Source organism: Acinetobacter soli (assembly GCF_000760595.1).
Taxonomy (GTDB): domain Bacteria; phylum Pseudomonadota; class Gammaproteobacteria; order Pseudomonadales; family Moraxellaceae; genus Acinetobacter; species Acinetobacter soli.
Genome location: NZ_BBNM01000006.1, coordinates 1 through 15,886, shown reverse-complemented (window position 1 = coordinate 15,886; position 15,886 = coordinate 1). Strand labels below are relative to the sequence as shown.

The window sequence follows — 15,886 nt, the reverse complement described above, 5'->3', positions numbered from 1 at the left end:
TATACTTGTTGGTTGAGATAACTGAATTTGTTCTGATCCATTTTTTTCGATCTTTGTAAGGAGCCATCATGGCCGTTCAGCAAAACCGTAAAAGTCGCTCTCGCCGTGACATGCGCCGTTCACATGACGCTTTAACCGAGAATGCATTAACAGTTGACCAAACTACTGGTGAAACTCATCGCCGTCACCACGTGACTAAAGATGGTATCTACCGTGGTCGTCAATTATTCGCTAAAGCAGCTGACGCTGAGTAATTTAGTGAATTTGCATTGAGCTTAAGGCTTTAATGTAGAAAAAATGGGAGCGAAAGCTCCCTTTTTTTGTTGTTTTTCGCAATTATAAAATCTATAGAATAATGATAAATTTCCGCCTTAGAAATTAAGCAAAGACGAAATAAAGGATTTTTATATGTCTGCTAAACGACTCGATCAAGTCGCTCAAGCAACGAAAACTGCATTTGTATTTCCTGGTCAAGGTTCGCAAAAAGTCGGCATGCTCGCTGAACTTGCAGAGCAGTTTAGTGGTGTGAAAGAAACCTTTGCGGAGGCTTCTGACGCAGTCGGTTTTGATTTGTGGCATATCGCACAAAGTGGCGAAGGGCTTGATCAAACCGAAAACACTCAGCCGGTACTATTAACGGCAAGTATTGCGTTATGGCGTGTCTGGCTGGATTTAGGCGGTTTGGCCCCTAAATACCTTGCAGGCCATTCACTTGGCGAATACAGTGCGTTGGTGGCTGCGGGTGCGTTGTCGCTCGGCGATGCGGCCAAATTGGTCAATCTGCGTGGTAAATTGATGCAAAGCGCAGTCCCTCAGGGTGTGGGCGCTATGGCGGCAATTCTGGGCTTGGCAGACGATCAAGTTATTGAGCTTTGTAAGCAAGTGACAGCAGCAGGTGAAGGCTCTGTCGAGGCAGCAAACTACAATGCTCAAGGTCAGGTAGTGATTGCAGGTTCGGCAGCATTGGTCAATCAAGTCATGACGCTTGCAAAAGAGCAGTCGGGTAAAGCGATTGCACTGCCTGTTTCGGTACCTTCGCATTGTTCATTAATGAAGCCTGCGGCAGAAAAATTTGCTGAAGCATTGGAACAAACTGCCATTGAGCTACCAAGCCTACCTGTAATACAAAATGTAAACGCAGGAATTGCCTCTGACGTGACTCAATTACGTCAAGCATTAACTGCGCAGTTGTATCAATCTGTGCAATGGACACGCACCATGCAATATTTACAGGATCAAGGCATCCAGTACATTGTTGAGTGTGGCCCGGGTACGGTATTAAGCAATCTGGCAAAACGTTTACCAAATATTGAAAAAGCATTTGCGATCGATACGAATAGTCGCATGGAAGATGCCCTAAATGCAGTTTTAGTGGCTGAAGGAAAAATTGCATGACACAACAACGTAAAGTTGCATTGGTAACAGGCGCGAGCCGTGGCATTGGTGCAGCGATTGCCCAGCAACTTATTCAAGACGGTTTCTTTGTCGTTGGTACAGCAACCAGCGAATCTGGGGCTCAAAAATTATCTGAAAGTTTTGGGGAGCAAGGTACAGGCCTCACCCTAGACGTACGTAACTTGGATGAAATTGAAGCAGTTGTTTCAAACATCGAACAAAATTATGGTCCAGTTTTGGTCTTGGTCAACAATGCGGGTATTACGCGTGACAATCTCTTGCTGCGTATGAGCGAAGATGACTGGGACGACATTCTAAATATTCATCTGAAAGCGGTTTATCGTCTTTCTAAGCGCGTATTGAAGGGTATGACCAAAGCTCGCTTTGGCCGTATTATCAATATCAGTTCGGTGGTTGCACATTTTGCAAACCCAGGCCAAGCCAACTATTCAGCCGCTAAAGCCGGTATTGAAGCGTTTAGCCGCAGCCTTGCAAAAGAGATGGGTAGCCGCCAGATTACGGTGAACAGTATCGCACCTGGCTTTATTGCGACTGAAATGACTGATGCGCTGAGTGAAGATTTGCGCAAGAAGATGAGTGATCAAGTCGCTTTGGGTCGTCTTGGTGAACCACAAGATATCGCAAATGCAGTAAGTTATTTGGCTTCCGATAAGGCAAGTTACATTACTGGCACGGTATTACACGTAAATGGTGGTTTATACATGGCCTAAGTGCTGATGTATTAACTTTCAAAAAATCCAATATTCAATTACACTAACGGCATTTAAAACGCCACAAGCAATGAGGAGAATTCCTGTGAGCGATATCGAACAACGTGTTAAGCAAGCAGTTGCTGAACAACTTGGTATGAAAGCAGAAGAGATCAAAAACGAAGCATCTTTCATGGATGATTTGGGCGCTGACTCTCTAGATCTAGTTGAACTTGTTATGTCTTTCGAAAATGACTTCGACATCACGATTCCTGATGAAGATTCAAACGAAATCACAACTGTTCAATCAGCAATTGATTATGTAACCAAAAAACTTGGTTAATTAATTGATGTTGATAAAAGCCACCGCAAGGTGGTTTTTTTATGTGTGTGATTTAAGATATGTGATGCAATTTACATTTTATTACTTGCTGTAAGGGAATCACCACTTAAATCAGAGTGATTTTCAGTTTTACTAGAAAGGCGTTTATTTGCTTAATGAAAAAAACAACAGGAGAAAATGATGGGTCTTTTTGATTTTGTTAAAGGAATTGGAAAAAAGAATCAGGCACACGTCGAACAAGCATCAACACCAGCCGCTACACCTCACGAACCCACAGCCCAGCAAATTGCTAATCAGTTACTGGCGCATGTACAGCAACTTGGTCTAGGTGTGCAGGGCTTGGTGATCAACTATAACAGTACTACCGATCTGGCCACGATTCAGGGTAAGGTGAAAAGTCAGGCCGATAAAGAAAAAATTGTACTGGCTGTGGGAAATATCGATCATGTGGCGAAAGTGGATGATCAAATGACAGTCGAAGTGCCAGAACCAGAAAGCCAATATTATACGGTAAAATCGGGCGATAATTTATCTAAAATCTCAAAACAATATTATGGTGATCCAAATCACTACAATAAAATTTTTGAAGCGAATCGACCATTACTTAAGGACGCAGACGATATTTTTCCAGGACAGGTACTGCGTATTCCTGCTTAAGGTGTGATAGGTAACTAAGTAAAAGGGCGCAATTAAATTGCGCCCTTTTTGCATTATGGCTATAGCTTGCTATGCTTGTAACGTAATTTTAAGCTCCATCTACAGCGCACATTATAATGCTTAAAACCGCTTTGGAATCTTTTGCCCATTTGGAACGGGAGTTTCGGCATTTTTAAGCACACCAAATAACCACACTTCCGCATGTTGAACCGCGATTTTAAGCTCATCACCCAAAGCCAGACGTCCTGCTATAAAACTGGCCAATGAACATCCTGATCCGTGATATTCACCTTCTAGGCGAGGGCAGGTACTTTCTGCAACCAGTTCACCTTTTACAAAGAGCTGATTGCGAATATGATCTGGTGTTGCTTCATGGCCGCCTTTCACCAAAATCGCCTGCGCACCTAAATCAAATAGCTTTTGAGTCGCATCTTCAATGTTGTCTAATCCCGTCAGGGCACGCAGTTCGACAGTATTTGGTGTAATAACGGTTGCCAGTGGAATGAGTTCAACAAAGGCTTTCACCAATGTGGCTTGATCGCCCAGCGAGCCGCCGCTGTTGGCCACAAGTACCGGGTCAAGTACATACTGATAGTTAGGATGCGCACGTAAAAACTCAGCCAATGCTGCAATATTTTCAGTGGTACCGAGCATACCCGATTTTACACATCGAATGGGTAAATCACCCACAACGGCATTTGCTTGTGCAAGGAGTAACTCTTTCGATGTTGCTTCAAAACCAAAGACTTGCTGCGAATTTTGAATGGTGAGTGCTGTACAGGCGATTGCTGCATGTGCGCCACTTTGACCAATGGCTTCAATATCGGCCTGTAATCCAGCGCCGCCAGAAGGATCAAGACCAGAAAAACAAAGAACGGTTGGACGCACGACGATCATCCTTAAAATATTGAATTTGAGGTAGTATAGGCAAGTTTAAAAAAACTCTCGACCCTATTTTTTCATCTGACATTGTTTGAGTATGAATTGTGAGCAGCATTAAAAATATTTTGATCGACCTTGATGGCACGTTAACTGATCCAAAAGTCGGAATCACGACATCAGCACGTTTTGGGCTAAATAAAGTAGGTTGTGTGTTGCCTGAAAGTGAAAATATTGACTGGATCATTGGTCCACCACTTAAGGCATCATTGGCAAAAATTTTAAATGTTGAGCCAGAGCATGAGCGAGCAGAGCAGGCTTTACAGGGTTATCGTGAGCGATTTTCAGTGGTGGGGTTATTTGAAAATGAGCTTTATCCACATGTGGCTCAGACGCTAGCAGCGCTTAAAGAGGAAGGCTATCGACTATATTTGGCCACTGCAAAACCACACGTCTATGCAGTACGCATATTGGAGTATTTCGGACTGCTTGGCTATTTCACGCATCCTTATGGAAGCGAGTTAACAGGTGAGCGTACCAATAAAGGTGACCTGATTGCTTATATTTTGCAGCAAGAGCAGCTTGATGCTGCCGAATGTGTCATGGTTGGAGATCGCGAGCACGATATTTTAGGTGCGCGTCGTAATGGAATTGAGACCATTGCGGTGGAATATGGTTATGGATCTGCACAAGAACTAGATTTGGCAATGCCAAAATATCGTATTCAACGTTTTGATCAGGTTTTGAGTGTGATAAGCAACAATTAACCTGATCAAACTTAAAGCGTCCATCTGTGGGTTTTAATGAAGATTTTGATCTATGCTTTGTGTTTTATTTAGCGTGTTGAGTTGCCATAAACACATGAATGCAAGGCAGATCATCAATACCCCAGCAAGGGGGGTGTAATTCATTTTGATTTGAGAAATCATAAAGCTACCCAATATTTCTCCAAGGGTTATACCTAAGTTAAAAGCAGAGATATTTAATGCAGAAGCAAAATCGATAGATCTAGGCCTGTATCGTTGTGCGATCGATAAAACACCTGCTTGTAAGACTGGAGATAAACCAAAGGCCAGTATCCCCCAAATGAAGATAAGTCCAATCATGAATATCTTGCTGGTCATGCACACGTATAAAGCTGCAAAAGTAATAAATAAAACGCAGCAGAACCAAAGTAAACTTTTTTGCCAGCCTATTTTAACTGTAAGATGACCTCCAGCATGATTTCCAAGAAATGTAGCAAATCCAAAAACAATCAATAATAAACTGGCAGTTTCCTGAGTAAATCCTGTAATTTGGACAAGAACAGGATTGATAAAAGTAAATGTTGTAAAACTTGCACCAAAACTAAAAACGGTTAAAGCCAACATTAACAAGATGCATGGCTGAGCTAGGGTGGAAAGTTGCAATCTGAGATTAAATTTCTCACTCAAAGAGATATTTGGAATCTCTTTTAAAGTAAAGATAAAGCCAATTATTGCAAAAATAATGACCGCATATAAAGGGATACGCCAACCCCATAAATTCCCAATCAGACTACCTATTGGAACGCCAAGGACCATCGCGAGGGTCAATCCTGAAAACATAGTGGCGATGGCACGCCCTGCTTGCTCTTTAGCAACTAGATGTGTAGCAATACTTGCCCCTAATGCAAAAAAACTACCATGTGCAACAGCGGTGATCATTCTGCCAGCTAATAAAAATAGATAATTAGTTGCCAACACAGAAATTAAATTACCTACAATAAATAAAGCAACCAAGCTCAGCAAAACAATTTTTCGATTTAAATGGCTTAAACACAAAATTAATATTGGGGTACCTACTGCGAGCGCGAGTGCATAAAATCCGACTAGCTTTCCTGTGGTGCTAATTGAAGTATTAAACTCCTGAGCGATAGTGGGTAACACGCCGACTATGATAAATTCGGCAAGTCCAATGGCAAATGAGGTAATCGCTAAAGCCCGAATACCTGCATGTATGTTTGATGTTCTCATGGTTTTATGCAGCTGCAGCTGCTGCGATCGTCTGATCTGCTTCTAAGGTTGCACCAGCAACTCCAATAGCACCTATCAAGGAATGATCATCGTCGTGATAGATCACAACGCCGCCACCAAAACTGATTAAACCACCATTGCTAGATTCGATGCTGTAGATGGGGCCTCCAGGTTGAGCCATTTGACCAAAGTCAAGACTATTCATTCCAAATAGTGCTGCTGTTCGAGCCTTTTTAATCGATACATCAATGCTTCCAGCAACTGCATCCTCCATACGAATAAATTGTCTCAATAAACCTGAGGCATCGACAATACTGATGGAAACTGCGAAACCTTGTTGCTGAGCAAGGGTGTAAGCTTTCATTAGTTTTTGTTGAAATAGCTGTTCTAAAATCATGATGAACTCCTTTGATCTTCAGTGACCAAATGATTCTGACAGAACAGTTTTTAGGAAAATATGGAAGAGATCATTTAGATGAAAAAGTTTGATCATCTCAAATTTTTTGCAGAAGTTTAGGAAGAATCTTAAACATTTTTTCGGGCGTAAAGTACTGACTTTTGCCAGAGATTCCTAAAGCTGCAATCAATTTACCATTTTGAAAAAGTGGAATTGCAAAGCAATTTAAACCAACCTCTGCGTTTTCAAAATCTATGGCATAACCGTTTTTTTGAATATGCTCTAGTTCGAGTACGATTTGGGGATTTAATAAATTTGCGCGAGCTAGGCTTCGTCTAAGATCAAGCGAGTTGGCCAGAATTACTTTACCAATTGCAGAAGCAGTTAAGCTTTCTCGAGGGCTACGAAATTGTTTTTTAATATCAAACTCTTCATTGTGATTTAGTGCAGCTAAATATAAATACTCTTTAGATCCACAAGGGCAAGCAAGATAACAGGTTTGTCCACTTAACTTAGCGGTCCATTGCATAAGAGGCCAATAGTTTTCCTTAATGTTTTGACTAACATGAATAATCTGTTTGGATAGGCTATTTAAGCGCAATCCTAATGTGTAGGCTGTACCTTCGCGTGAGATATAACCTAAAGCAGCCAAGGTGTTGAGTAAACCATGTACTGTGCTTTTTGATAAGTTAAGCGCTTTTGAAATATCTGATAATTGAGCTGTTCCATGCTGTTGTGCAATATACTCAAGTATTAGCATACCGCGTTCTAATGATTGAATACTACGGCTTTCATTAATCATAAGCATTAGACCAATTGGGCAATTTCTAAAAATGGGTCAATAGGGGATCATTCATATAAAAACATAGTATCACTTAATAATTCAATCGTTTAAAAAAGCGAAAAACAAGCAAAACCAGAACGCTAAAATTGAATGTAAATCGTGAGTTCATTTGAAACTTTGGGTTGTAAATTCTTCTGATTTACCATCAAATATCTTCAAATTTAGCTTGAGATAAAAATTACTTAGTTGTTAATGAGGAATAATGAGAAATTATCGGATTGATATATTAAGAGGAGTAGCTATCTTGTTGGTGCTACTCCATCATTTTAATATTCCCTATAAACTGCATGACACTTGGCTGGGTATGTCGGTTTTGGGTGAACCTTTAAGTACTTTAGTTGCTCGAAACGGTAATTATGGCGTCACGCTTTTTTTTGTTATCTCAGGTTTTCTTATTACTCAGCATACTTTGAGTCGAGAAGGCCATTTATCCAAAATCAATATTCGGAATTTTTATCTGCGGCGTATTGCTCGTATTGTTCCTTGTTTAGTTCTGCTGATATCCATGGTTACACTATTGGGAAGTTTCGGATTGCAACCTTTTCTGAATCAGGCACCCATTGGTATAGAGGTTTCTTATCACCTTACTGTTTTTGCTGCATTGACCTTTTGGATGAATCTTTTAATTATCGAATATGGTTGGGTCAATTATGCTCTAGGAGTGCTGTGGTCGCTTTCGGTTGAGGAAGTTTTTTATCTGGCTTTTCCGCTTTTATGTTTGATACTGGGCAGAAGTAAATTTAAATTTTTTGTTTTATTTCTTATATTGATCATTGTCTATGCCCCATACTTTCGCTTCTTACATGCGGGCGAAGAAAGCGGTGCATATTTGTATCATTATTTCTCAAGTTTTGATGGGATTGCAATCGGGTGTCTTACTGCGCTGCTGGCACAAAAAATATCAATTCGATTCAGAAATATTCAGCTTGTCATTTTTATTGTGATTGCTCTGATGATTGCTTTATATGGTTATGCGCCGATCAAAGAGGTGAGTACATGGAGTATAAGTGTATTTGCGCTATTAAGTGCAGTATTAATATTTTGCTCTATCCAACCGCAGCAAGCTAAAAACTTAACCTTTTTTTCTAAAATATTGGTTTGGATCGGGCAGCGCAGCTATGAGATGTATCTGTTTCACTTGATTGTTTTAGGGTTAATCAAGGTGATGTATATTCCAAAAGCAACCTTGCCAGATCAAAAAATCATGCTACTTATTGTTTTTTTGATTGTGACTTTTATTTTGAGCTGGTTAATCGAAAAATATTATTCGTCGCCATTAAACCAAAAGATTCGGGATAAATGGGTCATTAAAAAGCCTCAGATCGACTGAGGCTTTATTGTAATTTTTGCTATTTAAAACTGCGGTTTAACCACCACCAGTATAACGACAGCAAATAAAATCAGTGTCGGCATTTCATTGAAATAACGCCAGAATTTGTGTGATTTGTAATGCGCATTTCCAATCAGTTTTTTACGATAATACCCGCACACAAAATGATAAATAACCAACAGTCCCACCAACCCCACTTTAATATAAAACCAAAGCGCTTCATGATAATGCCGAGTGGCATCGCCCCAATCTACTAAAAAGTGAGCCGTGATCAGCGTTGCAATCATGGATGGCCACATGATACCGCGATACAGCTTACGTTCCATAATTTCAAAGCGACGATGACTAATCTCATCTTCACTCATGGCATGATAAACATAGAGTCGAGGTAGATAAAATAAGGCAGCGAACCAACACACTACCGCAATAATGTGTAATGCTTTGACCCATAAAAATGCGTCTGATGGAGCATCCATTACAATTCCTTAAATTAAGACAATGGTGGAAAGCTGATGATTTGACGTAACAAAACGAAATGAAATCATAAGGTTTGCACCCAGCGAATATGGACAGTATTCAATGTTGGATTGAATTTTTCAAGAGGATAATGGCAACCTGCCTTATGCTTATATCGACGTTGAGATATCGTTCAGCAAGCGTGATGATTGAATTTTAATGTAGTCGTATTGTGAGTAGGCTCAATAAAAAAGCGGAACCATTGTTCCGCTTTTTTATACATATATGTTACTTCAAGAAGGCCAATCGGCTTTGCAAAAATGGCATTAATTCCATTTTTTGAAAATTAAGCAAGCATTCACACCGCCAAAACCGAAGCTGTTGCTCATTACCGAGTTAAGCTTGGTATCACGCTTTTCAAGTACGATGTCGAAGCCTTTTGCGCCTTCGTCGAGTTCAGTCACGTTGATGTTTGGTGCAATGAACTCATTTTGAAGCATTAGGACTGAGTAGATCGCTTCGTGAACACCTGCTGCACCCAAGCTATGACCAGTCATAGATTTGGTTGAGCTGAATGCAGGAACTTTACCTTCACCGAAGGCACGTTCCATTGCTTTAAGCTCTGTAATATCACCAGCAGGGGTTGATGTGCCATGTGTATTGACATAGTCAATCGATTCAACACCGTGTTGCTTGGCTTCATCAAGTGCCATCAAGATACAGCGTGTTGCACCTTCACCGCTTGGAGCAACCATATCTGCACCGTCTGCGTTCGCTGCATAAGCAACAACTTCAGCTAAAATGTTAGCACCGCGTGCTTGAGCGTGTTCAAGTGATTCAAGTACCAAGAAACCGCCGCCACCAGCAATCACGAAACCATCACGGTCAGCCGAGTATGGACGAGAAGCAGTTTCAGGTGTGTCGTTGTACTTTGAGCAAAGCGCGCCCATCGCATCAAACAACAAGCTTTGAGACCAGTGATCTTCTTCACCGCCACCTGCAAGAATCAGGTCTTGTTTACCTAATTGGATGAGGTTATACGCATAACCAATTGCATCTGCAGATGTTGCACATGCGCTGGCAATCGAGTGAGATACGCCTTGAAGTTTGAATGCAACACCAACGTTCGCGGTAATGGTGTTGGTCATGTTACGTGGTACGAAGAAAGGCCCCACTTTACGTGCGCCTTTAGTTTCAAGTAACTCCTGCATTTCAACAACAGATGCAGTTGAACCGCCGCCACTGCCACCTACGATACCGTAGCGTGGATTGCCTTCAAGGTCCGCAGCAGTCAAACCTGCATGCTCAACCGCAGCAACTGCTGAGTTATAGGCATACATTGCACAAACACCCATAAAGCGTTTGAGTTTACGATCAATATTGTCAAAATCTTGTTCTGCAGCTGCACTCACATGGCTTTTAAAGTTGAGTTCTGCATAAGTTGGGTTAAAACGTGTGCCTGAGATTCCATTTTGGAGTGAATGAGTGACATCTTCTAGAGTGTTACCAATACATGAGTTAATACCCATACCAGTAATTACAACACGTTTCATTTAAGTATCCCTTATATGGTGATAGTCTTGAGTTTGTTTCAGTGCGCCAAAAAATTTGACCAATCGGGTGCAACCGTCAGGCGCAATAGCTGATTGTTTAAAATTGCATTCATAATAACAGAATGATTTTTTAATTCTTATGGCAAATCTTATATGTATTCCTAACTGTGCTATGTTTCAGCATCAGGCATCGTGGTGTACAGCAATTAACTAAAAGAAACAGATTAAAGTTGAGATAAATCCGTACTCCACCTAGTATTTAGCATTAAATGAAAGAAACAGAATATAGAGGTACTTGATGACCAATTCTAATAATAATCAAAGCCAGAGCCTGTTGTCGGCAGCCTTTGGAGTGGCTAAAAAGCTCAGCTCTTCGGGTTTGGATGTCTTAAATCATGTTGCTCCCGGCACAATTTCCAAGATGAATTCCAATGTGGATCAGTCACGTACCGTAGAAGGAAAATCACAAATCAAGGGCGCGTTTGAAATTGAAAAGTATGATAATCCTCAGCAGATGTTGCGTCAGCACTTGCCGAAAGTATCACATCAGCTTTTAGGTCGACATTACGGCCGGGTCTATAGTGTTGCAAATTTTCTATCGCCAGATTTCCAAGACAAGATTGCCGACTATCTTTTTGACCGCCTTAATGACTTTACGGCGCAAACCAGTTCGCTAGAACGTGTACTTGAAGAGGCTGGGGTTAAGCGCATTGAAGATCTGACCACCAATCCAGACCGCTCGCAACGATTGAGTCATGCCTTTATTGAGCAAAATAAACTGATTGCAATCGCACAAGGAGCATTCAGTGGCGCAACTGGTGTTGCTGGAGCGGCTCTCGATGTTCCATTATCACTGCTTCTGGCGCTACGTACTATCTATCAAACGGGTCATGCGCACGGGTTTAATTTAAGTGATTCTACTCAGCAAGATATCGTCGAGTTTGTTTTTAAAGAAATTGATTTGAGTCTGATCGCAGAAAAGCAAACCTTGTTGCTTGCGCTCAAAACCTTGAAGTCGATGTTACAAACACATGATATTGGTCAGTTTCAGCAACTTTTAGGCTCAAGTAATGATGCTGAAGCCATTAAAAAATGGTTTGTAGATGAGACAGGCGAACCAAAATTTAGCTGGTTGAATGGGGTATCTCGCTTTTCTGCTATCGGGAAATTAACGCCTGTCGCCGGTGCTGCGCTAGGTGGAATATATAGCTGGAAACTGATTGAAGATGCAGGTAATAAAGCACAAGCCATTTTTGGTGGAGCTCGTCATTACTTGCTCGAACATCCCGATGAGCAATTAACCCCTTTACAGGCATATCATGCTGAGGCGTCATTATTTAAAGCAGTACCCCTTAAAGAGCCTCAAGCTGCACAACAAAATACGGAAGAAACCAAGATAGCTGCTGAGACTGAACAAGTATCTGTTGAAAATCCAGTAGTGGCCAAAGTTAAAGTCACTCGAAAAGCTCCAAAAGCTGCTCAGACTGAAGCTGAAATTGACGATGCAGTACAGCAAAAAATTGAACATCTTGCCGATCACTATGTCGAGCCTCATGAAGAGAGTGAGCCACAACAACCCGCATTAAAAACAACGGAAGTTGAAGAAGGTACTGAGGTTGCTGCGTTTGATGAGACAGAAGCAGCACCTGCAAAACCTAAACGTAAAAGAACACCGAAACCGAAAACGCCTTAATGTCATTAAACCGTCAACAAAAGCGTTTATTTTCTGCTGTCTGAAAACGTGCGCAAGTCAAGAGATGGTCAACATTTGCTAACGCTGCCGATGTTGACCATTTTTACATCTTGGCTTACAATTGCATGCCCTCAAAAAGAGGTGTTTTCTTTTTGAGGTTTTCAATTAACGGGAGAATTGCCATATGGCAACAACAAATCAGTTGATCCGTAAGGGTCGCACAACTTTGATTGAAAAATCCAAAGTTCCTGCGTTGAAGGCTTGTCCACAACGTCGTGGTGTTTGTACACGTGTTTATACTACTACACCTAAAAAACCTAACTCAGCAATGCGTAAGGTTTGCCGTGTTCGCTTAACTTCTGGTTTTGAAGTATCTAGCTACATCGGTGGTGAAGGCCATAACCTACAAGAGCACAGTGTTGTTCTTATCCGTGGTGGTCGTGTTAAAGACTTACCAGGTGTACGTTACCATACCGTTCGTGGTTCTTTAGACTGTGCTGGTGTGAAAGATCGTAACCAGTCTCGTTCTAAATACGGTACTAAACGTCCTAAGAAGTAATTCTTAGTTCGATAAAGCCGAAATCCTTTAGCGTTTCGCTTGTTTGAATTCTTTAATGTTTGAAATTCAAGCGACGTATAGTAAGGCCAGCGTAGCGTGCATGACACTTGCACAATCTGCTGGATCATCCTGAAGTGTCATATTTATAGGTAGTTTTAAAATGCCAAGACGTCGCGTAGTCGCTGCTCGTGAGATCCTTCCAGATCCTAAATTCAGCAGCCAAACAATCGCTAAATTCATGAACCACGTTATGCAAGACGGTAAAAAGTCTGTTGCTGAAGGTATCGTTTACGGTGCTTTAGAACGCGTTCAAGAAAAAAATAAAGTAGACCCAGTAGAATTTTTTGAAGCGACGCTTGAAAAAGTTCGTCCTATGGTCGAAGTAAAAGCACGCCGTGTTGGTGGTGCTACTTATCAAGTACCAATGGAAGTACGCCCATCCCGTCGTACTGCCTTGGCTATGCGTTGGTTAGTAGATGCTGCTGCTAAGCGTTCTGAAAAAACTATGGCTTTACGTCTTGCTGGCGAGTTGCTTGATGCAGCTGAAGGCAAAGGTGCTGCGATCAAAAAACGTGAAGACGTGCACCGTATGGCTGAAGCGAACAAAGCCTTCTCTCATTACCGTTTCTAAGCGGATAAAACAGTCCCTCATCAGGAGAATACTCATGCGTACTGCATCTCGATTTAACATCGCACTTTACCCAAGTGGGGGATTTGCGGGTATTTAAGTTGCCCACCTTGAGTGTTCGAGCGCATCAATTTCATGTTGGTGCGTCCTGTTTTAAACAATATATTTAGGAATGTAAGTCATCATGGCTCGTCAAACCCCGATTTCTCGCTACCGTAACATCGGTATTTCTGCGCACATCGACGCAGGTAAAACTACAACGACTGAACGTATTTTGTTCTACACAGGTGTATCTCACAAAATTGGTGAAGTACACGACGGTGCAGCAACAATGGACTGGATGGAACAAGAGCAAGAACGTGGTATTACCATTACTTCTGCTGCAACAACTTGTTTCTGGTCTGGTATGGGCAGCCAGTTTGACCAACACCGTATCAACGTAATTGACACCCCGGGACACGTAGACTTCACAATCGAAGTTGAACGTTCTATGCGTGTTCTTGACGGTGCGTGCATGGTTTACTGTGCAGTTGGTGGTGTTCAGCCTCAGTCTGAAACTGTTTGGCGTCAAGCGAACAAGTACCAAGTACCTCGTTTAGCATTCGTGAACAAGATGGACCGTACAGGTGCAAACTTCTTCCGTGTTGTTGAACAAATGAAAACTCGCCTCGGCGGTAACCCAGTGCCAATCGTTGTGCCAATCGGTGCAGAAGATACATTCGCTGGTGTTGTTGATTTGATCGAAATGAAAGCGATCATCTGGGACGAAGCTTCTCAAGGTATGAAGTTTGAATACGGCGAAATCCCTGCTGACCTCGTTGATACTGCTAACGAATGGCGTACCAACATGGTTGAAGCTGCGGCTGAAGCGTCTGAAGAGTTAATGGACAAGTACCTAGAAGAAGGTGATCTTTCTAAAGAAGACATCATCGCAGGTCTACGTGCGCGTACATTGGCATCTGAAATTCAAGTGATGCTTTGTGGTTCTGCGTTTAAGAACAAAGGTGTTCAACGTATGTTGGACGCAGTTATCGAATTCCTACCTTCTCCTACAGAAGTTAAGGCAATCGAAGGTGTTCTAGACGATAAAGCTGAAACTAAAGCAACTCGTGAAGCATCTGACGAAGCACCGTTCTCTGCACTTGCGTTCAAAATCATGAACGACAAATTCGTAGGTAACTTGACGTTTATCCGTGTTTACTCAGGCGTTCTTAAACAAGGCGACCCAGTATACAACCCGGTTAAATCGAAGCGTGAGCGTATCGGTCGTATTGTACAGATGCACGCAAACGAACGTCAGGATCTTGACGAAATTCGTGCGGGTGATATCGCAGCGTGTGTAGGTCTTAAAGACGTTACCACAGGTGATACACTGTGTGATGAGAAAAACATCATTACACTTGAGCGTATGGAATTCCCAGAGCCAGTAATTTCATTGGCAGTTGAACCAAAAACTAAAGCTGACCAAGAAAAAATGTCAATTGCTTTAGGTCGTTTGGCGAAAGAAGATCCATCATTCCGCGTTCGTACAGATGAAGAATCTGGTCAAACGATCATTGCGGGTATGGGTGAGCTTCACCTTGACATCATCGTTGACCGTATGAAGCGTGAATTCGGTGTTGAAGCAAACATTGGTAAGCCAATGGTTGCATACCGCGAAACAATCAAAAAAGTTGTTGAGCAAGAAGGTAAATTCGTTCGTCAAACAGGTGGTAAAGGTAAATTCGGTCACGTCTATGTCCGTCTTGAGCCGCTTGATGTTGAAGAAGCTGGTAAAGAATACGAATTCGCTGAAGAAGTTGTAGGTGGTGTAGTACCTAAAGAATTCTTCGGTGCAGTTGACAAAGGTATTCAAGAGCGTATGAAGAACGGTGTCTTGGCTGGTTACCCAGTTGTAGGCGTTAAAGCGGTTCTATTTGACGGTTCTTACCACGACGTCGACTCTGATGAATTGTCGTTCAAAATGGCAGGTTCTTATGCATTCCGTGATGGTTTCATGAAAGCAGATCCTATCCTTCTTGAACCAATCATGAAAGTTGAAGTTGAAACTCCAGAAGACTACATGGGCGATATCATGGGTGACTTAAACCGTCGTCGTGGTATGGTTCAGGGTATGGACGATCTTCCTGGCGGAACAAAAGCAATTAAAGCAGAAGTTCCACTAGCAGAGATGTTTGGTTACGCGACTCAAATGCGTTCTATGTCTCAAGGTCGTGCGACTTACTCTATGGAATTTGCTAAATATGCTGAAACTCCACGCAACGTGGCAGAAGGCATCATTTCGAAATTCCAATCTGGCGGTAAAAAAGGTGACGACGAGTAATCTTTCGATTACTATAAGCCCAAACTAATTTTTAGTTAAAAAACCAAGCGCTCATGAGTGACCCTCATGAGCAGTTTATAAAGGAAAAACTCATGGCTAAGGCTAAGTTTGAACGTAATAAGCCA

At 41.8% G+C, this 15,886-nt stretch carries 17 protein-coding genes; 11 read left to right on the top strand and 6 right to left on the bottom strand.

Features of this window, described 5'->3' with window-relative positions; all coding sequences use genetic code 11:
- Window positions 1-68: 68 nt before the first annotated feature.
- The 5 genes from rpmF to lysM all read left to right on the top strand — a co-directional run bounded on the left by rpmF (window position 69) and on the right by lysM (window position 3,105).
- Window positions 69-254, top strand: a complete 186-nt coding sequence (gene rpmF, locus Aso01_RS08555) for a 50S ribosomal protein L32 (RefSeq protein ID WP_004922151.1) — start codon at window positions 69-71, stop codon at window positions 252-254.
- 154 nt (window positions 255-408) lie between these two features.
- Entirely contained in the window at window positions 409-1,395 is a 987-nt protein-coding gene (gene fabD, locus Aso01_RS08550; RefSeq protein ID WP_004935379.1) for an ACP S-malonyltransferase, read from the top strand.
- Window positions 1,392-2,126, top strand: coding sequence for a 3-oxoacyl-ACP reductase FabG (gene fabG / locus Aso01_RS08545; protein ID WP_004935382.1), 735 nt, complete (start codon window positions 1,392-1,394; stop codon window positions 2,124-2,126). Before fabD ends, fabG begins: the two co-directional genes overlap by 4 nt.
- An 85-nt stretch (window positions 2,127-2,211) precedes the next feature.
- Entirely contained in the window at window positions 2,212-2,448 is a 237-nt protein-coding gene (gene acpP / locus Aso01_RS08540; RefSeq protein WP_004935385.1) for an acyl carrier protein, read from the top strand.
- A 180-nt stretch (window positions 2,449-2,628) separates the two neighbouring features.
- A complete protein-coding gene (gene lysM / locus Aso01_RS08535) occupies window positions 2,629-3,105 on the top strand; it encodes a peptidoglycan-binding protein LysM (RefSeq protein WP_004935389.1) in 477 nt (158 codons plus the stop codon).
- A 120-nt stretch (window positions 3,106-3,225) separates the two neighbouring features.
- On the opposite strand, the gene Aso01_RS08530 is transcribed toward lysM, so the two are convergent.
- Entirely contained in the window at window positions 3,226-3,993 is a 768-nt protein-coding gene (locus Aso01_RS08530) for a hydroxymethylpyrimidine/phosphomethylpyrimidine kinase (RefSeq protein ID WP_004935392.1), read from the bottom strand.
- A 98-nt stretch (window positions 3,994-4,091) separates the two neighbouring features.
- Between Aso01_RS08530 and Aso01_RS08525 the strand changes: the two genes are divergently transcribed.
- Complete coding sequence (locus tag Aso01_RS08525) at window positions 4,092-4,751, top strand: HAD-IA family hydrolase (protein ID WP_004935395.1); 660 nt, start codon at window positions 4,092-4,094, stop codon at window positions 4,749-4,751.
- A gap of 33 nt (window positions 4,752-4,784) precedes the next feature.
- Here Aso01_RS08525 and Aso01_RS08520 read toward each other — a convergent pair whose 3' ends face one another.
- The 3 genes from Aso01_RS08520 to Aso01_RS08510 form a co-directional block, all read right to left on the bottom strand.
- Window positions 4,785-5,978 carry an MFS transporter gene (locus tag Aso01_RS08520; RefSeq protein WP_004935398.1) on the bottom strand — a complete coding sequence of 398 codons (1,194 nt, stop codon included), beginning with the start codon at window positions 5,976-5,978 and terminating at the stop codon, window positions 4,785-4,787.
- Between the two features lie 4 nt (window positions 5,979-5,982).
- Complete coding sequence (locus tag Aso01_RS08515; RefSeq protein WP_004935400.1) at window positions 5,983-6,375, bottom strand: GlcG/HbpS family heme-binding protein; 393 nt, start codon at window positions 6,373-6,375, stop codon at window positions 5,983-5,985.
- Window positions 6,376-6,472: 97 nt separating this feature from the next.
- Window positions 6,473-7,177: an IclR family transcriptional regulator gene (locus Aso01_RS08510; RefSeq protein WP_228127971.1), complete on the bottom strand. Its 705-nt coding sequence runs from the start codon at window positions 7,175-7,177 to the stop codon at window positions 6,473-6,475.
- Window positions 7,178-7,421: 244 nt separating this feature from the next.
- Here Aso01_RS08510 and Aso01_RS08505 point away from each other — a divergent pair, with 244 nt between their 5' ends.
- Complete coding sequence (locus Aso01_RS08505; protein ID WP_039909850.1) at window positions 7,422-8,549, top strand: acyltransferase family protein; 1,128 nt, start codon at window positions 7,422-7,424, stop codon at window positions 8,547-8,549.
- A 23-nt stretch (window positions 8,550-8,572) separates the two neighbouring features.
- Here the strand turns inward: Aso01_RS08505 and hemJ are convergent, their stop codons facing one another.
- Together hemJ and Aso01_RS08495 are read right to left on the bottom strand one after the other, a co-directional pair.
- The gene (hemJ, locus tag Aso01_RS08500) at window positions 8,573-9,025 is read right to left on the bottom strand and encodes a protoporphyrinogen oxidase HemJ (RefSeq protein ID WP_004935408.1); all 453 of its coding nucleotides are present in this window, start codon (window positions 9,023-9,025) and stop codon (window positions 8,573-8,575) included.
- 306 nt (window positions 9,026-9,331) lie between these two features.
- On the bottom strand, window positions 9,332-10,558 hold the full coding sequence (locus tag Aso01_RS08495; protein WP_004935411.1) for a beta-ketoacyl synthase N-terminal-like domain-containing protein: 1,227 nt from the start codon (window positions 10,556-10,558) through the stop codon (window positions 9,332-9,334).
- Window positions 10,559-10,856: 298 nt separating this feature from the next.
- Here Aso01_RS08495 and Aso01_RS08490 point away from each other — a divergent pair, with 298 nt between their 5' ends.
- The 4 genes from Aso01_RS08490 (at window position 10,857) to fusA (ending at window position 15,761) form a co-directional block, all read left to right on the top strand.
- The gene (locus Aso01_RS08490; RefSeq protein WP_004935412.1) at window positions 10,857-12,251 is read left to right on the top strand and encodes an EcsC family protein; all 1,395 of its coding nucleotides are present in this window, start codon (window positions 10,857-10,859) and stop codon (window positions 12,249-12,251) included.
- 184 nt (window positions 12,252-12,435) lie between these two features.
- Window positions 12,436-12,810: a 30S ribosomal protein S12 gene (gene rpsL, locus Aso01_RS08485; protein WP_004648013.1), complete on the top strand. Its 375-nt coding sequence runs from the start codon at window positions 12,436-12,438 to the stop codon at window positions 12,808-12,810.
- Between the two features lie 160 nt (window positions 12,811-12,970).
- On the top strand, window positions 12,971-13,441 hold the full coding sequence (gene rpsG, locus Aso01_RS08480) for a 30S ribosomal protein S7 (RefSeq protein WP_004750610.1): 471 nt from the start codon (window positions 12,971-12,973) through the stop codon (window positions 13,439-13,441).
- Between the two features lie 181 nt (window positions 13,442-13,622).
- A complete protein-coding gene (fusA, locus tag Aso01_RS08475) occupies window positions 13,623-15,761 on the top strand; it encodes an elongation factor G (protein ID WP_004935414.1) in 2,139 nt (712 codons plus the stop codon).
- Window positions 15,762-15,886: the final 125 nt, after the last annotated feature.

Bases quoted from the DNA above. Each gene is read 5' to 3' on its own strand.
- rpsG (WP_004750610.1), top strand. From the start codon at position 12,971: ATGCCAAGACGTCGCGTAGTCGCTGCTCGTGAGATCCTTCCAGATCCT.
- fusA (WP_004935414.1), top strand. From the start codon at position 13,623: ATGGCTCGTCAAACCCCGATTTCTCGCTACCGTAACATCGGTATTTCT.
- hemJ (WP_004935408.1), bottom strand. From the start codon at position 9,025: ATGGATGCTCCATCAGACGCATTTTTATGGGTCAAAGCATTACACATT.
- fabD (WP_004935379.1), top strand. From the start codon at position 409: ATGTCTGCTAAACGACTCGATCAAGTCGCTCAAGCAACGAAAACTGCA.
- rpmF (WP_004922151.1), top strand. From the start codon at position 69: ATGGCCGTTCAGCAAAACCGTAAAAGTCGCTCTCGCCGTGACATGCGC.
- lysM (WP_004935389.1), top strand. From the start codon at position 2,629: ATGGGTCTTTTTGATTTTGTTAAAGGAATTGGAAAAAAGAATCAGGCA.
- Aso01_RS08505 (WP_039909850.1), top strand. From the start codon at position 7,422: ATGAGAAATTATCGGATTGATATATTAAGAGGAGTAGCTATCTTGTTG.
- rpsL (WP_004648013.1), top strand. From the start codon at position 12,436: ATGGCAACAACAAATCAGTTGATCCGTAAGGGTCGCACAACTTTGATT.
- Aso01_RS08495 (WP_004935411.1), bottom strand. From the start codon at position 10,558: ATGAAACGTGTTGTAATTACTGGTATGGGTATTAACTCATGTATTGGT.
- Aso01_RS08520 (WP_004935398.1), bottom strand. From the start codon at position 5,978: ATGAGAACATCAAACATACATGCAGGTATTCGGGCTTTAGCGATTACC.
- Aso01_RS08515 (WP_004935400.1), bottom strand. From the start codon at position 6,375: ATGATTTTAGAACAGCTATTTCAACAAAAACTAATGAAAGCTTACACC.
- fabG (WP_004935382.1), top strand. From the start codon at position 1,392: ATGACACAACAACGTAAAGTTGCATTGGTAACAGGCGCGAGCCGTGGC.
- Aso01_RS08490 (WP_004935412.1), top strand. From the start codon at position 10,857: ATGACCAATTCTAATAATAATCAAAGCCAGAGCCTGTTGTCGGCAGCC.
- Aso01_RS08510 (WP_228127971.1), bottom strand. From the start codon at position 7,177: ATGATTAATGAAAGCCGTAGTATTCAATCATTAGAACGCGGTATGCTA.